We start from the raw sequence: 17,624 nt of genomic DNA on the forward strand, positions 1-17,624 counted from the left end.
ATATTAACCGTCTATTGAGAAGTAATTATAGAAGTGATGATTGAATCCTTCTTTTCCTCCTCTTTCTAACATTTTTTGTAACGTCCATTCTGCATGAGAATCTTTCAGACCAAAGCCTTTGACAATTTCTAACAAAGCTTTAATACCTTCACGTACTTCTGCACCTTGTAAATTGATTCTTGTAAAGATTCTTTGTGCTAAACAGTAATCTAATGGACGGAACTGCTCATTCATTGCCGAATGGGCGAGGTTACAATATTCAATTACAGATTTTCTAGTTCTTAAACTGATTTGTATCCCTAAATTTCTTAATTCAATAGCAATTTGTTCAAAACGCTCTTCTAATTCAGAGTCAATAAACTCTAATTGGTCAGGAGCTAATTCTTGTTTGAAATCTTTCAGGTCAAAAAGTTTTCGAACAGTGTCAAAGCTGATTTCATAAGGCTCAGGCATAATAATCTCTGAGCTTATTAAAGGAGCATCGACTTTTGGTAAGTCCAAACGGATGATATGAGATCTATCCAATAATCTTGGGGAAATCTGTTCCGTTGTAGAATCAAGGTTTAGTGTACCTAAGAATCTAAGGTTGTTGGCATATTCAATCATCTCATTGTTACCTAATGAGATTTTTAAGCCATTATTCACTTGTGCTTTGGAATCTGTCAGCGAATAGAATGATGCCCAATAATGTTCAATTGGACTTAAGTTGGCTTCATCTAACAAACAGTACGCCATAGGAGCCTGTTGGTAATTCAACTTAATAAATTCACCATCCAATTGCTTTAGAAGGTCATAAAGATCTGTATTTGCTCTTTGGAATCGCTTCGATAAAGGGTTGGCAAAACCAATTAGGTCCTTTTGTGATGACCAACCTCTTGCAACAGATATTTCAGAAAAACGCTCTTTTCTAGTGATAGATTGCATTAAGAATCTAGCTAATGATGTTTTACCTGAACCTGGAGGGCCCCAAAGTAAGGATAGAGAATTCTGGTGCATCGCAATCAAGATATTTGCAATAAAGTGATCTGGATAGCTACGACCTAGTCTTCCTAAGCGTTTATGGATCTTTTGAGATAGGTCCTTTAGCGAGTTGATTTGTGTTTCATTCTCAATAGAGTAGTCCTTCACAACAACTTCATCAGGTCCTAAAGCTTGACCATTTTGTTTATTTGAATTATTGAAAACATCGAAACTCATCTTTGTTTTCAATAGGTTTTTCAAGGCTTTGTCGGCATCTTCTTGTGCTGTAGTAAACTCTTCCTTTAATGCAGAAATAGCTACTTCAAGATTATGCTTTTCACTCTTCGAGTTATCGATTTCTTCGTTTAATCGAGCAAGATTATCAAAAGTATGGGCTAATTCGATAGCTTCAGCTTTGTCCGAAAGTTCTTCTCTAACTTTGTCGAGCTTCTTAAGTCCTTCTTCAATTTCTTTATTGATGGCAGACTCCCTTTCTTTTTGAAGACTTTCTCTAATTTTTTGCTCGTTAGCTTTCAAATTATTGATTCCATCTTCAAGGTCTTGTCCTTCTTCTTGAAGTCGGGCAATGTTTTTACGAGATTTCTCTTTTTCTCTTTTTAGCTGAGCAATTTGATTATCAAGATCAAGCTTTTCAGTTTGTAAACCGTCCAAACTTGCCTTAAAGAAGTCATTTTCAGCAAGGGAAGTGATAAACTGTTGTAAGTAAGTCAAGTTTTCCTGAGGCTTAGAAAACAGTTTTTCTAAACGTTGATAACGCTCCTGAAAAGAGTGGATAGAATTATCCTTTGAAATAGCAGTCCATACTTTATCTGCAATTTCTAATGACTGTTTCTTATTTAATTGTTCTTCTGCCCATTTAAATAAGTCTTGTCGGCTAATGAAATCTACAGTATCTACGATATTGTATTCTATATCATGTGTAGAGCGAATCAGTTTACGTTTTAAACCTTCTTCTGGCATATTAAATTCTAAAAATGCATCAGAAGGCAATTCGTAAGCTTCAACACTTTTACGAACACCTGTAGCAGATAATCTTACGGCTTTAGCTTCAGAGCTTGTTTTTACTCCCACAAAAGGCCCATAAATGAGTCCTTCTTTTGTTTGAGCAAAGAATTTTCTTTCCTGAGCAACATATATTTCATTAATAATGTCATAATACTGCTTATCAGGATGGAAAAGGTGAAGTTCAAAGTCTATTTCACCAGGGAAAATTTCTAAAAGTTGATCTTCAGATAAAGTACTTAAGCGATCAGCATGAGTGATATGTTTGGTTAAAGAATTCTCTTTATTGTAGGCATCATCATCCGTAAGCTGTTTATTTGGACGGACACCTTTAACTTTAATTAATTCTTCTAATTTGAAATCAGTCGTTAATGTGTATGGCGCACTTGCTAAAAATATAGTTTCGCCTAACTTGTTGATATCTAATTTAAACCATTCTTCACCATCAAAATAAAATAAAGGAATTATAAATTTTTTATGCTGCTTAAAATTCTGAGGGTGCTGAGCACCAACTATATAACTTTCTTCACCTAATGCTTTATAACTTTCATAATCATCAAAAATTTCGTCTAAATCTTTAATTTTCATTTTTAATATTTTAATTACATTTCGAAAATGATTAGGAAAAATAGTCAATAGTACGCATTAATAAAAGTGATTTTTTTTAGTTTGTTTAATATGTGTTGAATAAGTTTGTACACTATAGACCATAGCATGATTGTTTAAATGAAAAAACTTCCAGATACACTCGTTATCGCATCAAGTATTTTATTACTATTCATAGGATTAACTTGGATTATTCCATCAGGAGAATATAGTAGAGAACTCTTGAACGGTAGAAACGTTTTAGTCCCTGGTTCCTACCAGGAAGTACAGAGTTCACCTCAAGGGTTATCCGCTTTCTTTGAAGCACCACTAAAAGGCTTTATTTCTGCTGCAGAAATTATTGCATTTATCTTTATAGTAGGGGGAGCTTTCGGAATGATGAATACTACTGGTGCAATAGAAGCAGGGCTACAGAAGTTGGTGTCATTCAGTAATAAGCATGCGTTGTATAAACAGATTATTATTCCTTTAATTATTGTTGTTTTCTCTATTGCTGGGGCCACATTTGGGATGTCAGAAGAAGTTTTGGTCTTTATATTAATCACAATCCCTATGGCCAATGCGATGAAGCTAGATCCCATTGTTGGTGTTGCTATTCCTTTTGTTGGTGCCGGTGTTGGTTTTGCAGGAGCTATAAGTAACCCTTTTACAATTGGTATTGCTCAAGGGATTGCCGAAGTACCACTTTTTAGTGGTTGGGAATACAGAATTTTTATATGGTTTATCTTCACCACAATAGGTGTAGTGTATATCATGAGATATGTAAATTTAATCTCTTCTGATCCTCAAAAATCATTAATGAAATCACATATTAGTGATCGAATGAAATTGGATAATACCAAGGAAATTCCATTTACCATAAGAAGGTCATTAGTACTGATAATTTTTGCTTTAGGTATCATAATGCTTGTGGTCGGAGTGGCAAAATATGCCTGGTACATGATAGAAATTGGAGCCTTATTCTTCGGTATAGGTGTAATTTCAGCACTTATCTGTGGAATTCATGTGGATGAAATCAGTAATGGCTTTGTAAAGGGAGCGAAAGAAATGATGACGGCAGCATTGGTTGTGGCATTTTGTAAAGGTATTCTTATTGTTGCCTCTGATGGGAAAATAATTGATACCGTATTACATGGTATTGCAGGTGTTGTAAATGGTTTACCAAAGGTGGCTTCCGTAGAAGCAATGTTCTTATTTCAGAGTGCTTTAAATACGTTCTTACCTTCAGGTTCTGGACAGGCAGCTTTAACCATGCCTATTATGGCTCCTTTAAGTGACTTATTAGGTATTTCAAGACAGTCTGCAGTACTTGCTTTCCAATTTGGTGATGGTTTAACCAACTTAATTATCCCTACAAGTGGAGTGACAATGGGAGTGCTTTCAATAGCAAAAATCCCTTATGAAGTTTGGGTGAAATGGATGGGACCTCTTTTAGCAATCCTAATGTTTGCAGCTGCATTACTACTATTAGGGCCTGTGTACTTTAACATATGGTAAAAAAGAAACAGTTTAATATTTTCTTGAAAATTATTGCAGCCTTTTTAATACTAATTGCCTGCTATGAATTTTTTAATCGTTCACCTTGGGAGAAGATTACTTTAGAAAAAAAAGAATATATTCTTCTTGCAGGTCTATTAATGCCCTTCAATTGGCTGATGGAGGCGTATCGCTGGAGGTTATTAATCCAACCGTTAGTAAAGTTAAGTTATATTCAATCCCTAAAAGGTGTTCTGTCAGGCTTAGCTGGTTCTTTTTTAGCAGGCAGAACTATTGGAGGAACATTAGGACGGTATTGGTCCTTACCTCCTGAAGTAGATCGAAAGCAATCTATTGCAGCATTATTTGTAGGGAATTCTATACAGGGAGCTTTCACTTTTTTCTTTGGAGCTCTAGCATTGCTCATACTTTTTAAACATAAGATCCATTTACAATTACCTTTTAACCTATGGCATAGTTTACTTGCTTTCTTATTATTTGTTGTGATAGGCTTTTTAGCTGTGAAAAAAGCCGACAGGTTAAAAGTTTTAGTTGAAAATTACCTACAAGTAGTCTTACGCTATTCGTTAGAAATTATTGCAAAAGTAACGTTAGGAGGGCTTTTTAGATATATTCTTTTCACAGCTCAATTTGTATTAGTGATTAAAGCCTTTGGAGTTGAGGAGTCGTGGGGATTGATGTTTTTACTCGTCCCTATCATTTATTTCATAAAAACGATGACACCATCATTAACGGGTGTCTTAGATCTTGGAGCAAGAGAGTTATCAGCATTATATATTTTTGAAGTGATGGATGCCAATACCAACGTAGCATTAATGGCAAGTCTTATTATTTGGGCAATTAATATTTTAATACCATCTTTAATAGGGCTTTCGGTGCGATGGAAGCTTTAAAAATAGATAACTCATGAAAACATATTGGACAAACTTTCACAGCCATACTTACTATTGTGATGGTAAATCTTCATTGGAAGATCATGTAATTGCAGCTATTGATCAGAATGTGAAATCATATGGTTTCTCTTCACATTCGCCTGTTCCATTTCCTACAACATGGAATATGAAAAAAGAGAAATTAGAAAACTATCTACAAGACGCAAATCTGTTAATAGAAAAGTATAAAGGACAAATACAGTTATATAAAAGTCTCGAAGTCGATTTTATTCCCCAAAAGAGTGGTCCTCATCAATATCCCCAACTGGATTATACAGTTGGTTCTGTACATTTTGTCGATCAATATGAAGATGGGACATATTGGGAAATTGATAATACCAAAACAATATTTCGAAAAGGTTTAAAAGAAATTTTTCATGATGATATTCAGGCTGCTATTCAAAAATACATTGATTTGAATGTAGAAATGATCACAACAGATAAACCTGATGTATTAGGGCATTTAGATAAGATAAAAATGCACAATCATACAGAAAAACTCTTTAGTGAAGAAGACAACTGGTATCAAAAAATAATGATGGCATATGTTGAGGAAATTGAAAAATCAGGAGTAATTGTCGAAGTAAATACTCGAGGCCTTTACAAAGGATGGGCCGATGATTTATACCCAAGTCCTTGGCTGTTGAAAGAATTGATACAACGAAATATCCCAATTGTCCTCAATTCAGACAGTCATGTACCCCACGAAATCACTAAAAAGTTTTCTGATACCGCAAAAATGTTGCAACAGTTAGGCCTTAAAAAATTATATGCTTTTTGGAATAATGAATGGCAACCGTTTGATTTTAATGAAGATGGGCTTTATTTACCTAATGCTTAAAGCGCTCTTCTTTCCATATGAATTTTCCAGAAAATGTTTCCGTTGCTTCAGGAAATTCAATTAATTTCTCCAATGTAAAAGTTGTAGATTCGAAGGCAATGTCTTCCCACGGAATATTATCAAGGTCATAAAATGCTACTTCTGTGCTTTCAGATGTAGGAGTAGCATAATCACTTTCTAAATCCACAAGGTAAAGCATGTATACTTGGTTAAATTGTGGTAATGAAAAGATAGTATGCAATCTTACGATTTTACCTTTGGCATGAGTTTCTTCATATAATTCTCTTAATGCACCTTCTTCTGGAGTTTCTCCACACTCTAAAAAACCTGCAGGTAAATTCCAGAATCCATAACGGGGCTCAATGGCTCTCTTTCCTAAAAGTACTTTTCCGTTATACATAGGAATACAACCCGCAATTACCCTAGGGTTTTGGTAATGTATTGTATTACAATCGGGGCAAACAAAACGCTCCTTATGGTCTCCCTCAGGAATAATAAATTGGAGTCTATCGCTGCCACAATTACTACAGAACTTCATGTTTTTTACAGTGTCTAGTTTGGTTCAAATAAGATATTTCAACTAAAATATGAAAATCTTAAGAGAAATTGATATTTAGCCCTTTTTTGAGAGTAGAAAGAACACTACTTTTGTGACAATTTAATCACTCAGTTTTATAACGTATACTTTTTCATAAAAATATACTGCCATTATCAACACATAGTAAACGGTAAATGATTTAATGTATAAAGTATACCTCCTTAAAGATCTTAAAGAACATAAATAATCAAGTATGTCTAAGAACGTCATCCGTAAGAAGGACGCTTTGGAATACCATGAGAATCCAATTCCTGGTAAAATTGAAGTAGTACCAACTAAGAAAACCAAAACACAAAGAGATTTATCATTAGCCTATTCTCCAGGTGTAGCAGATCCATGTTTGGAAATTGCTGAGAAACCGGAGGATGTTTATAAATATACAGCAAAAGGAAACCTTGTAGGTGTAATTTCCAACGGTACAGCCGTTTTAGGTCTTGGTGATATAGGACCAGAAGCCTCAAAACCTGTAATGGAGGGTAAAGGTGTACTTTTCAAAATTTTTGCTGGTATCGATGTTTTTGATATCGAAATTGATGCAAAAGACCCTAAGAAGTTTATCGAAGCAGTAAAAACATTAGAGCCTACTTTTGGTGGTATTAACCTTGAGGATATTAAAGCTCCAGATTGTTTTGAAATCGAGCAAACACTGAAGAAGGAAATGAATATTCCTGTAATGCATGATGATCAGCATGGTACAGCAATCATTTCTGGAGCGGCATTATTAAATGCAGCAGAGATTATTGGTAAAGATTTAAAAGACTTAAAAGTAGTTGTATCAGGAGCTGGAGCATCTGCAGTATCTTGTATTAATATCTTTTTTGAGCTTGGTGTCGACCGTAAAAACGCTATCGTTTGTGATAGTAGAGGTGTAATCCGTTCTGATAGAGAAGGATTATCAGGTAACAAAAAAGATTTAGCTACTGATATTGATGTTCATAATTTAGAAGAGGCTTTAGTTGGTGCTGATGTATTCCTAGGCTTATCAAAAGGTAATTTGATGACTCCAGAGATGTTGAAGTCTATGGCAAAAGATCCTATCGTATTTGCTTTGGCCAACCCAACCCCTGAGATCGATTATGAATTAGCGATGAGCACAAGAAGTGATGTGATGATGGCAACAGGGCGATCAGATCATCCTAACCAAGTGAACAACGTTTTAGGTTTCCCATATATCTTTAGAGGAGCTCTAGATGTAAGAGCTACTGAGATTAATGAAGAGATGAAGTTGGCTTGTGTTAGAGCTATTGCAGATTTAGCCAAAGAGCCTGTTCCAGAAACAGTAACACAAGCATATAATGTGGATCGTTTGGTATTTGGAAAAGAATACTTTATTCCAAAACCACTTGATACTCGTCTTTTAACAACTGTAGCTCCTGCCGTTGCAAAAGCAGCCATGGAAACAGGTGTAGCTAGAGCAACTATCGATGATATGGAAGCTTACAAGGATGAGCTAATCCGTAGAATGGGTTCTGGTAATGATATCATGCGTCGTTTAAGTGTTAAAGCGAAAAACGAACGTAAGCGTATCGTATTTGCCGAAGCTGATAACCCACACATTCTTAGAGCTGCTCGTATTGCTATGGATGAAGGAATTATCGAACCAATCTTATTGGGTCGTAGATCAAGAATCAAAGCAATGATTGAAGCTTTAGAGTTGGATGAATTATTAAATGTGCCAATCATTAACCCTCGTTCTGAGGAAAGTGATGCATACCGTTCTAAATACGCTCAATCTTTCTATGAAAGACGTCAGAGAATGGGAGCAACGCTTTATGAAGCGAATGACTTAATGAATAAAAGAAGTTATTATGCTGCCATGATGGTGGAGAAAGGAGATGCTGACGCATTAATCTCAGGTGCACATAGAAACTATATTTCATCTTTAGCTCCAGCACTTCGAGTAATCGGAACTGTTGATGATAAAGCAGTAGCAACAATGTATATGGTATTAACTAAGAAGGGACCATTATTCTTAGGTGATACAACAATGATTGAGAACCCTACTGTAAATGAGATTGTAGAAATTACAGAATCTGTAGTTTCAAGAGTGAAAGACTTCTTTAAAATTGATCCTCGAGTGGCATTGTTATCTTACGGTAACTTTGGTTCTTCTAAAAAAGGTATCGATTCGAATAAAATGAGTAAGGCTCGTCAAATCATCAAAGAGAGAAATCCAAATCTTCCTGTAGATGGTGATATCCAAGCGAACTTTGCATTAAATTCGGATATAACAAAAGAAAGTTTCCCATTCTCAGATTTAGCTGATGCACCAGCAAACGTTTTAATTTTCCCTAACCTTTCTTCTGCAAACATTGCATTGAAAATGGTAGAGCAATTGGCCGATGCTACTTCGGTAGGTCCAATTGTAATGGGCATGAAAAAACCTGCTCACGTTCTACAAATGGGAGCAAATGTGCAACAAATCTTAGATATGATTACTATTGCTAACTTGGATGCTCAACAGCAATAGAATATAAAAATTATAAAGAATAAGACTTTTTTTAGGGTGATTTGTAAAAAATCACCCTTTTTCTTTTTAAATCAATTAATTAATAATTAAAATTGCAATAAGATCATTTGTCAATGGTCTTTTTGTTTATGTTATTACTATAGTAATTCGATAGAGTAAAGGATAAAATAAATCATAACCACTGTCACGAAATCATGAGGAGTTTTAGAACTGAACTAGAGAACCCAACGGTTGAAAAAGATATTCTCGACTTAGAGAAGAAGATTAGACTTTTCCACGAGGGTCAGATAGACGACGATAAATTTAGAAGTTTGCGTCTAGCGAGAGGGGTATACGGACAGCGTCAGCCAGGTGTGCAGATGATTCGTATCAAAATCCCTTACGGTAAACTTACAGTCAGACAATTAGATAGAATATGTGCGGTATCGGATGAGTATTCAAACGGTAAATTACATATTACTACTAGACAAGATATTCAAATCCACTATGTAAGCTTGGACGATTCTCCAAAGCTATGGCATGAGTTGGAAAAAGATGAAGTAACACTTCGTGAGGCTTGTGGTAATACTGTGCGTAATATCACAGCATCAGAGTTGGCTGGTATCGACCCCGCTGAACCATTTGATGTTACTCCATATGCTCACGCAGCATTCGAATATTTCTTACGTAACCCTATTTGTCAAGAAATGGGTCGTAAGTTTAAAATTGCGTTCTCATCATCTGTAGAAGATACTGCATTTGCTTTCATCCACGATGTTGGAGCAATTCCAGTTGTGAAAACAATTGATGGTGAAGAAAGAAGAGGTTTCAAAGTACTTATTGGTGGTGGTCTTGGAGCACAACCTCGTATGGCTGAAACTGCTTATGAATTCTTAGAAGAAGAAAAATTAATTCCATTCACTGAAGCTTTAGTACGTGTATTCGACCGTCATGGTGAGCGTAACCGTCGTATGAAAGCGAGAATGAAATTCTTACTTCAAGATATTGGTTTAGAAGAATTATTACGTTTAGCGGAAGAAGAGCGTTTAGCGTTAAAAAATAAAGAAATTTGGGTTGACCGTTCGAAAGTTGATCAAGTGATCCTACCTAAAGAAACTTCAAATGTTGAGGTTTCTATTGAGGATCAAGATAAATTTGAGAAGTGGTCAAAAGCCAACGTATTTGAGCAAAAACAGGAAGGTTTCTATGGCGTTCTTGTAAGATTGAAATTAGGTAACTTCGATACTACTATCGCAAGAAAACTAATTGATATCGTAAAAGATTATGCTGCAGACGATATTCGTTTAACAATTCGTCAAGGTATCTTATTAAAATACGTTCGTAAGGAAAACCTTAAGGTATTATTCAATGCTTTAAATGAGATCGGTTTTGCAGAGCCTGGTTATGATTCTACGGCTGATATTACTGCATGTCCAGGTACAGATACTTGTGTATTAGGTATCTCATCTTCTACAGGTATTGCAAGAGTATTAGGAGACTTAATCAAAGAAGAATATCCTGATTTACTTACTGAAGATACATTCAAAATTAAAATCTCAGGATGTCCAAATGCATGTGGTCAACATACGATCGCACAATTTGGTATTCATGGTTCATCATTAAGAAATAAGGCCAATAAAATGTTGTTGCCAGCAGCACAGATTTTATTAGGTGGTGGATTTGATGGTGAAAACAATCCTCATATTGCAGATAAAGTAATTAAGATTCCTAGTAAGAGAATTCAAGATGCTTTTAGAACTGTAGTAGACGACCATGAAGAAAATTCTACTGAAGGCGAATACTTTGTAGATTACTACAAGCGTCAAGGAAAAGATTACTTCTATGAGTTATTGAAGCATTTAGCAGACCTAGAGTCACTTGAGCCTCAAGACTATTTAGATTGGTATACTGAAGAAGATAAATTCCAACTACATAAAGCTGTTGGTGAATGTGCGGGTGTAATTATTGACCTTGTACAAACACTAATTTTCGAAGCTGAAGAAAAAGTAGGTTGGGCAAATGAAGCTTTCGAAAACGGTTTATATGCTGATGCCGTTTATCATACTTATGCCGCTTATGTAAGTGCTGCTAAAGCTTTACTTCTTGATAAGAAAGTGAAATTAAACTCTCAGATGACTGTGATTAGCAGATTTGCTGAACACTATGATGACCAGTTTAACTTTGCTGAAGGTTCTTTCGTTGATCATGTATTAAGAATCAATAAGCATGAACCAACTAAAGAGTTTGCTGAAGTATACTTCTCAGAAGTAAAAGTTTTCTTAAACGATATTGATAAAATCAGAAAACAAGATTTAGCTGCTGAAGAAGCATAATATATAAAAAGGTAAAAGCACAAGTAGTGTGTGATTTGTGCTTTTACCTCAATAATATTCTAAACTAAAAAGCATCGATCTCATGACAAAGACTATACAACCAGAATTGACATTAGTAGGAGCAGGAATTGGCGATCCAGATTTGATTACTATGAAAGGAATCAAAGCTTTACGCCGTGCGGACGTGGTTTTGTATGACGCTCTTGTTTGTGAAGAATTATTAGAATACGCACCTCAAGCGAAAAAAATATATGTTGGTAAAAGAGTTGGACAACACTCCTTTAAGCAAGAAGATATTAACCGTTTGATTGTTTCTAATGCCTTTGCAGGTGGTCATGTTGTTCGTTTAAAAGGTGGAGATCCTTTTGTTTTTGGCAGAGGTCATGAAGAAATGATTTATGCTCAAAAACATGGAATTAGAGTGAATTTAGTTCCTGGAATTAGTAGTTCAGTAGCAGCACCAGCCTTACAAGGTATTCCTGTTACAAGAAGAGGTGATAGCCAAAGTTTTTGGGTAATCACTGGAACAACTAAAGAAGGAGAAGTATCTAATGATATCGCTTTAGCAGCACAATCATCTGCAACAGTGATCATTTTGATGGGTACTAAAAAAATTGACCAAATTATGGATAGTTTTAAAGCTGCTGGAAAAGAAAATACTCCTGTAGCAATTATTCAGAATGCATCTACGCCGGAAGAGAAAATTGGTTTAGGACAAGTACACAATATTGCAGAAGTAATGAGGGAAAAACAATTGGGTTCTCCAGCTGTTATTGTAGTTGGTGAAGTTGTAAAACACCACGCTGAATACCCTCAGACTTTATCAAAAGTTGTAGTTCATGCACTAGCATAGAAATTATTTTACAATCAGTGAGTACGTGGCGTTTGTGTGTTTTTTTGAATTTTCATCAAATTAGCATTCATTCGGTTAGTGGTTCAACAGATTTCGTTACGTACCACTGATGGTAAAAATAAATTCAGTTTGCACTATATTTATGAAGAATGATATGCTAAATATCATTCTTCAATTTTTTTACACCACTTCCTAAAAAAATACTCTTATGAATACAATGTTCCCAATTTTCTTGAAAATGTCTGAAATCACTACGCTTATCGTTGGTGGAGGGAATGTAGGACATGAGAAATTAGCAGCAATATTAAAGAATAGTCCGGATGCAGTAGTTACCGTTGTTTCTATTGAATTTGGAGAAGAACTATTAGACCTAGCAAAAGATTTTCCTAGTGTGACATTGGAAAAAAGACCTTTCGAAATCAGTGACCTAGATGATCATCATATCTGTCTTTGTGCCACTGATGATTACGATTTACATGTTAAAATTCAGGAAGAGTGTAACAAAAGAAAGATGATCGTTAACGTAGCTGATACACCTCCATTATGTGATTTCTATTTAGGTTCTGTTGTCACAAAAGGAGATTTAAAGATTGGTATATCAACAAATGGAAAATCACCTACATTAGCTAAAAGAATGAGAGAGTTTTTAGAAGATGCTCTTCCTAGTGAAACTCAATCCCTACTAGATAATTTGAAAGATATTAGAGATAAATTAACTGGAGACTTTCAAGATAAAGTGAAGCAGTTAAATGATATTACTCAAAAAGTTTTCGATAAGAAAGAATAAAAAAAGCACAACTGAGAAAATCAGTTGTGCTTTTTTATGAGGCTGGAAAAAGGTATGAATTAATCCTTTTCCCATTCTACCAAGTTTCTCTTGCTACTTACAACCCCATCTTCATCGACATATACGTAGTGACCATCAATAAAATCTACACCAGCTACTTCTGCATGGTAATGGATTTCAATAGTGTCTTCTTTTTCTTTCGCTTTTTTGGGGTAGGCGTGTTTTGCTACGATTCCAGTTCTTAGCTTTGAAATAGTTTCATAGTGCCTGTAATTTGCGTTCGTAATAATTCCTTCCCATTCTTGGTGGAGTAGGGCAAAGGCTATCTCATCATCGATTAGGGCATCATGTTCTTCTGCTTCCCAATCCACGATAAGGACTTTACCTTTTCCATTCTCTTCTTCAATTCGATCAAGAATAAGTTTTACACTATTAGTCTTATAACAAACAGCCCTACCATAAAATGATTTCCGTCTACTTAGGCTTTGTAGATAGAAGGGACGGCCAATTTCTACTTCATCAGGGTAACGATCACATAGATTAGAAGTTTTAATTTTAGCACCACTATCAAAAGCTTCATTCTCCAAGAAATTAATGGTGTCTTCAACCGTTTTATCTGGAATTTCTTCCATTGGTATATGACCCACTTCTTTATATACAATAAGTGTTGAGTTAGGTAAGTTGAAATTAAAACGATATGCATTGGATAATGGAATCCATCGATCTTTTTCTCCCCAAAGAATAAGAGTTGGTGTTTCTAAGTCTTTTAGTCGGTCAGAATGATCTTGATGGCCACTTGTTGCTATATTTAAAAATGCTTCTTTATTCCCTTTCCTAGAAAACATCTCATGATACCTCGTCAATGTAGTTGGCTCAATACGTTTGGGGTCACCGTATGCATTTTTTAGGAAGAATTCATTAATTGTTTTAGGTGCTTTTACATATTCTGCCAACCCATGAAACATCTTAAATTCTTTGAGAATTGGATTTTGAACAACTTTGTAAATAAGAGGTGTTGAATCTTTATCATTAAAACCTGCAGCATCTAATAAGACAAGTCTTCTTACTTGTTCTTTATAACGGTAAGCATATTCCCAAGCAAGCCATCCACCTAATGATGAACCAACAAGGTAAAACTTCTTAATATCTATTCTTTTGAAAAAGGTTTCCAAAAACTTTAGGTATATCTCTACAGAGTACGTTCGATCTGGCCTTGGGCCAGTTAAGCCAAAACCGGGTAAGTCTAAGCGTATTACCTTATATTTTTTGGAAAGCACTTCTGTCCATCGATCCCATGTATGTAGTGAGGCAAACGTTCCATGTAGTAATACTATTGGAAATCCTTCCCCTTCAATCTTATAATGAACTTTCATTTCATCGATATCTAAGAAATGGGATTGTTCATCTGTATATTTTTCAAAAAGGTCTATTGCCATGATTTTATTTTTCTCTCGTTTTTTTAGTGTTAGTTAAATTTAATCAAAAAAATGTAAGAGCATGAATATTCATTTATTGAAAATTCACCAAGTTAAACCCGTTGCATTAATTAAAAGAGCATTATTGAAGTAATATTGATGATTGTGTCTGAAAATCACTGATTAATAGATTATTCTAAACAAATTTAAACTATTTTGGTAACAATGTAACTTATGTAGTATGTTTACAGCATAGAAAATGAAAAAACAATTGCTACTGATCAATTAAAAATGAGAAAGAATTACTGTTATTATCAAAAATCACAATCAAGAAATTAGTTTACTTCTTTATACCGATTGAAGAAGTTTACACTCCAATTGATGGACGAATAAAGAGTTCAAAATAGTTGATTTGCCCACTTGCCTTGATATTTAACTGTAGGCTGTGATAGAATTAATATTGAAAATACAGGAACTCAATGTGGTGTGTAACTATAAGGTTTAATAACTCCAATTCAGTTTTTTTCGCATTCAAATAATCCAGGAGTATTTGCTCCTGGGTTTACTTCTCAAAATTTGATTGATTATTTGTGTTACAGTCTCATGACCTATTTTCTACTATTAAAGAAACAATAATTAGGTGTTAGTTAATTGTATATGATTCTTTACAAGTGAGCGACTAATAAGTGAAGTATGGATGTCAAAAAAGGCATACATCAAGTGTAGTGTAACTTTATTAGTTTGATTGAGTGTTATTACGTTAAGTTTTATTTGTCAATAGAGATATCTTTATGAGGTATCTCTATTTTTTTATTCAAAAGGTATAAACTTTGGTTTAGTTGGCCTGAAATCTTTTAGAGGTAATGTGATCTCAGTATATACATTAAATCCAATTTTGGAACCATTATTTACGGTATTGGGGTAGTATTTCATATCTGCAGCGATAGTGTTGAAAACAAGGTTTTCATTTCTTGTTCTCACTCCTAAACCGAATGCTGAGAAAATATTATCAGATGAGAAAGAAACATTGTCATTATCTCTCATTAATCCTATTTCTGTTGTTTGATATATTGAGAACTTAAATCCATAAAAGTACCATGGAGTAAACCAAACATTTTCTTGTGCGATTTGAATTCTACTACTTCCTTTTTTGGTTAAAGGATTGATATTATAATCAGTGAAAAACTCGTTGTTTACAAAGTACAAATAGTCACCTGGTACCATGTCTTGGCCTTGTGTCAAATCAACATAAAGAAACATTCTTAGGAAGTTCCTATTAATTGCGATGAGATTTGTAAAGTATTGGAAGCGAACATTGACAATCTGCTGTTGGTATTTTGAATTGTAAAAAGTTCCGTAATTACCGTTGATTCTAAAGTATCCAATGGGTGTAAATTGTCCAACATCTAAAGAGGCACCAATGTAGGGCCGATTACCATAATACTCATTGTCTTCAAAGCCTGCAGTTACATCAAAGAGCCATCCATATGGAACGTCCTCCGTTCTACCAAAACCTTGTAAATAACTAAGCTTTCTATAATGCCTTTCATTTACTGTAATTGTGCCTATATAATGTGTCTTATCTTGGTAGTTATACAATGTGTCAGCAGAGACGTCAGCAGGTCTGTCTTTAAATTTTAATTTGTCGACCCCTGCACTAAAAGTAAGGTTTCTATTTTTTGACTTATTGAGTTGGATAGAATTACCAGCCCAAAAACCTAGGTAACTATAATGATGGGACTCCCAAAAGTTATCATAATTGACGGTGTCACCTAAGTCCATAAAAGCACTATCAGAGGTTGCATAACCATAGCGATCCCTGTTGTTATGATACTCTAATTGTCCTGCCCATTTCGTAGCAGAAGTAATGAAATCTCTTTTGGTCGATACTTCATAGAGACTTCGATCGTAACTGTCTACAAAAGATCCTTCAACATCGATAAAAGTACCTGATATATTACGGTAATTGTATTGTACGTCAAATCCTAATTTTCCTTTTGGAGAATCAGGTTGGTAAATTCCTCCAATGGCAACATATTGACCCATACCAAGGAAATTGGAATTGTAAACACCTGCACCAAAATCATTTCGATTATAAGTACCACCGGTTACACCAATCGTCCATTGATCTTTCGTAACGACATAGATATCTATGAGATTATTAGGCAATTCACAACCATAAATTTCAGCGTCCTTGATAAAGGGTAATGTACGGAGAATACGTTCACTTTCAGAAATTTCATTGTCAGAAATGAGATCACCCACATTGAAAATCAAGTTGTTGTCTATTACATATTCCTTGGTACGGTTATGAATACCATTGGCATACTTAGTGACCTTCGTTGTGATAATTGGATACGGCTGCTGAACATCTCCACCGAAAGGGGGAAGACGAATAAAGGTGATACTCCTAACAATTTTTTCATCAAAACACATTCCTGTGTTCAACAGATCTTCTTCTAATTCATCTGTTGTATCTGCAACAGCATTGTTTACTAGTAGTAGGTTAGAAAGTTCCCTAGTTAAACGTCTTTTTCCTAGAATTTTCTGTAGGTTGTTATAAAACTCAGTAGAATGTTGTCGGGAAAGGGAATCTTCCTCAAACATACCTTTTGGTATAAAAACAACTGTATCTTTTTTGTATTTGTATACAGAGTCTCCAACAATAAAAGGAACATACGCTTTTACCTTTATTTTTTGTAAAGACGTACTATCTTCTGTTTGTGAAAATGAAACCTTTGATATTGTAAGGAATAAAAAAGTAATACAAATTAGCCTTAGAGTCTCTCTATACATGAATTGAAATAGATACTATCACCGCAATTTACTAAAATCTTATCTGTTATTTTTTAAAAGTGATTTAAAATACAAAGATGAAATTTGTATATTGTTAAAAAAACTCTAACTCTACTCATGAAGAAACAACTGATATTTATTGATGATGATGAGCTACTCATTGAAATAGCTAAAATCATACTAAATAGCCTGGAAGTACTAAGAGAAATACCCACACTATTTTTTAGAAGCGGTGATCACTTTTTAAGTGAACATAACTTTAAAGAAGATACCCACAAAAACATCTTATTCTTGGACCTTAATATGCCAGGTTTGGATGGCTGGCAAGTAGTAGATAAATTGGTAGAGTCTGGGAATATAAAGAATTACACGATCTATATGCTGAGTTCAAGTATTCACCCTATGGATAAAGAGAAGGCAGATAACAATCCAAATATAGCTGGGTATATAGAAAAACCACTTTCTAAGTCTAAGGTGTTGGAAGCTACAGACTTAAAAAATGGTTAGTATGTTTTTAATGTACTTAACTAAACA

At 34.7% G+C, this 17,624-nt stretch carries 12 protein-coding genes; 8 read left to right on the plus strand and 4 right to left on the minus strand.

The window, feature by feature from the left end; all coding sequences use genetic code 11:
- Positions 1-3 precede the first annotated feature (3 nt).
- Complete coding sequence (locus HGP29_RS04190) at positions 4-2,571, minus strand: AAA family ATPase (protein WP_168881091.1); 2,568 nt, start codon at positions 2,569-2,571, stop codon at positions 4-6.
- Between the two features lie 138 nt (positions 2,572-2,709).
- Between HGP29_RS04190 and HGP29_RS04195 the strand changes: the two genes are divergently transcribed.
- The 3 genes from HGP29_RS04195 to HGP29_RS04205 are packed head-to-tail and all read left to right on the plus strand — an operon-like array spanning position 2,710 to position 5,859.
- Positions 2,710-4,086, plus strand: a complete 1,377-nt coding sequence (locus tag HGP29_RS04195) for a YfcC family protein (protein WP_168881092.1) — start codon at positions 2,710-2,712, stop codon at positions 4,084-4,086.
- Positions 4,080-4,979 carry a lysylphosphatidylglycerol synthase transmembrane domain-containing protein gene (locus tag HGP29_RS04200; RefSeq protein WP_168881093.1) on the plus strand — a complete coding sequence of 300 codons (900 nt, stop codon included), beginning with the start codon at positions 4,080-4,082 and terminating at the stop codon, positions 4,977-4,979. Before HGP29_RS04195 ends, HGP29_RS04200 begins: the two co-directional genes overlap by 7 nt.
- A gap of 13 nt (positions 4,980-4,992) precedes the next feature.
- Positions 4,993-5,859 (plus strand): histidinol-phosphatase, encoded by an 867-nt coding sequence (locus HGP29_RS04205; RefSeq protein ID WP_168881094.1) that lies wholly within the window; start codon positions 4,993-4,995, stop codon positions 5,857-5,859.
- Here the strand turns inward: HGP29_RS04205 and HGP29_RS04210 are convergent.
- Positions 5,849-6,397, minus strand: a complete 549-nt coding sequence (locus HGP29_RS04210; RefSeq protein ID WP_168881095.1) for an NUDIX hydrolase — start codon at positions 6,395-6,397, stop codon at positions 5,849-5,851. The two genes, HGP29_RS04205 and HGP29_RS04210, sit on opposite strands and share 11 nt — an antisense overlap.
- Positions 6,398-6,650: 253 nt before the next feature.
- Between HGP29_RS04210 and HGP29_RS04215 the strand changes: the two genes are divergently transcribed.
- The 4 genes from HGP29_RS04215 to HGP29_RS04230 all read left to right on the plus strand — a co-directional run bounded on the left by HGP29_RS04215 (position 6,651) and on the right by HGP29_RS04230 (position 12,879).
- Positions 6,651-8,927: an NADP-dependent malic enzyme gene (locus HGP29_RS04215; protein ID WP_168881096.1), complete on the plus strand. Its 2,277-nt coding sequence runs from the start codon at positions 6,651-6,653 to the stop codon at positions 8,925-8,927.
- Positions 8,928-9,121: 194 nt separating this feature from the next.
- Positions 9,122-11,239 (plus strand): HEPN domain-containing protein, encoded by a 2,118-nt coding sequence (locus tag HGP29_RS04220; protein ID WP_168881097.1) that lies wholly within the window; start codon positions 9,122-9,124, stop codon positions 11,237-11,239.
- A gap of 82 nt (positions 11,240-11,321) precedes the next feature.
- Entirely contained in the window at positions 11,322-12,092 is a 771-nt protein-coding gene (gene cobA, locus HGP29_RS04225) for a uroporphyrinogen-III C-methyltransferase (protein WP_168881098.1), read from the plus strand.
- Between the two features lie 208 nt (positions 12,093-12,300).
- Entirely contained in the window at positions 12,301-12,879 is a 579-nt protein-coding gene (locus HGP29_RS04230) for a precorrin-2 dehydrogenase/sirohydrochlorin ferrochelatase family protein (RefSeq protein WP_168881099.1), read from the plus strand.
- A 59-nt stretch (positions 12,880-12,938) separates the two neighbouring features.
- Here HGP29_RS04230 and HGP29_RS04235 read toward each other — a convergent pair whose 3' ends face one another.
- On the minus strand, positions 12,939-14,315 hold the full coding sequence (locus HGP29_RS04235; protein WP_168881100.1) for an alpha/beta fold hydrolase: 1,377 nt from the start codon (positions 14,313-14,315) through the stop codon (positions 12,939-12,941).
- A 789-nt stretch (positions 14,316-15,104) separates the two neighbouring features.
- On the minus strand, positions 15,105-17,090 hold the full coding sequence (locus HGP29_RS04240; protein ID WP_168881101.1) for a hypothetical protein: 1,986 nt from the start codon (positions 17,088-17,090) through the stop codon (positions 15,105-15,107).
- 117 nt (positions 17,091-17,207) lie between these two features.
- Between HGP29_RS04240 and HGP29_RS04245 the strand changes: the two genes are divergently transcribed.
- A complete protein-coding gene (locus HGP29_RS04245) occupies positions 17,208-17,597 on the plus strand; it encodes a response regulator (RefSeq protein WP_168881102.1) in 390 nt (129 codons plus the stop codon).
- The last annotated feature ends 27 nt before the right edge of the window (positions 17,598-17,624 follow it).

Origin of the sequence: Flammeovirga agarivorans (assembly GCF_012641475.1) — a bacterium.
GTDB lineage: Bacteria > Bacteroidota > Bacteroidia > Cytophagales > Flammeovirgaceae > Flammeovirga > Flammeovirga agarivorans.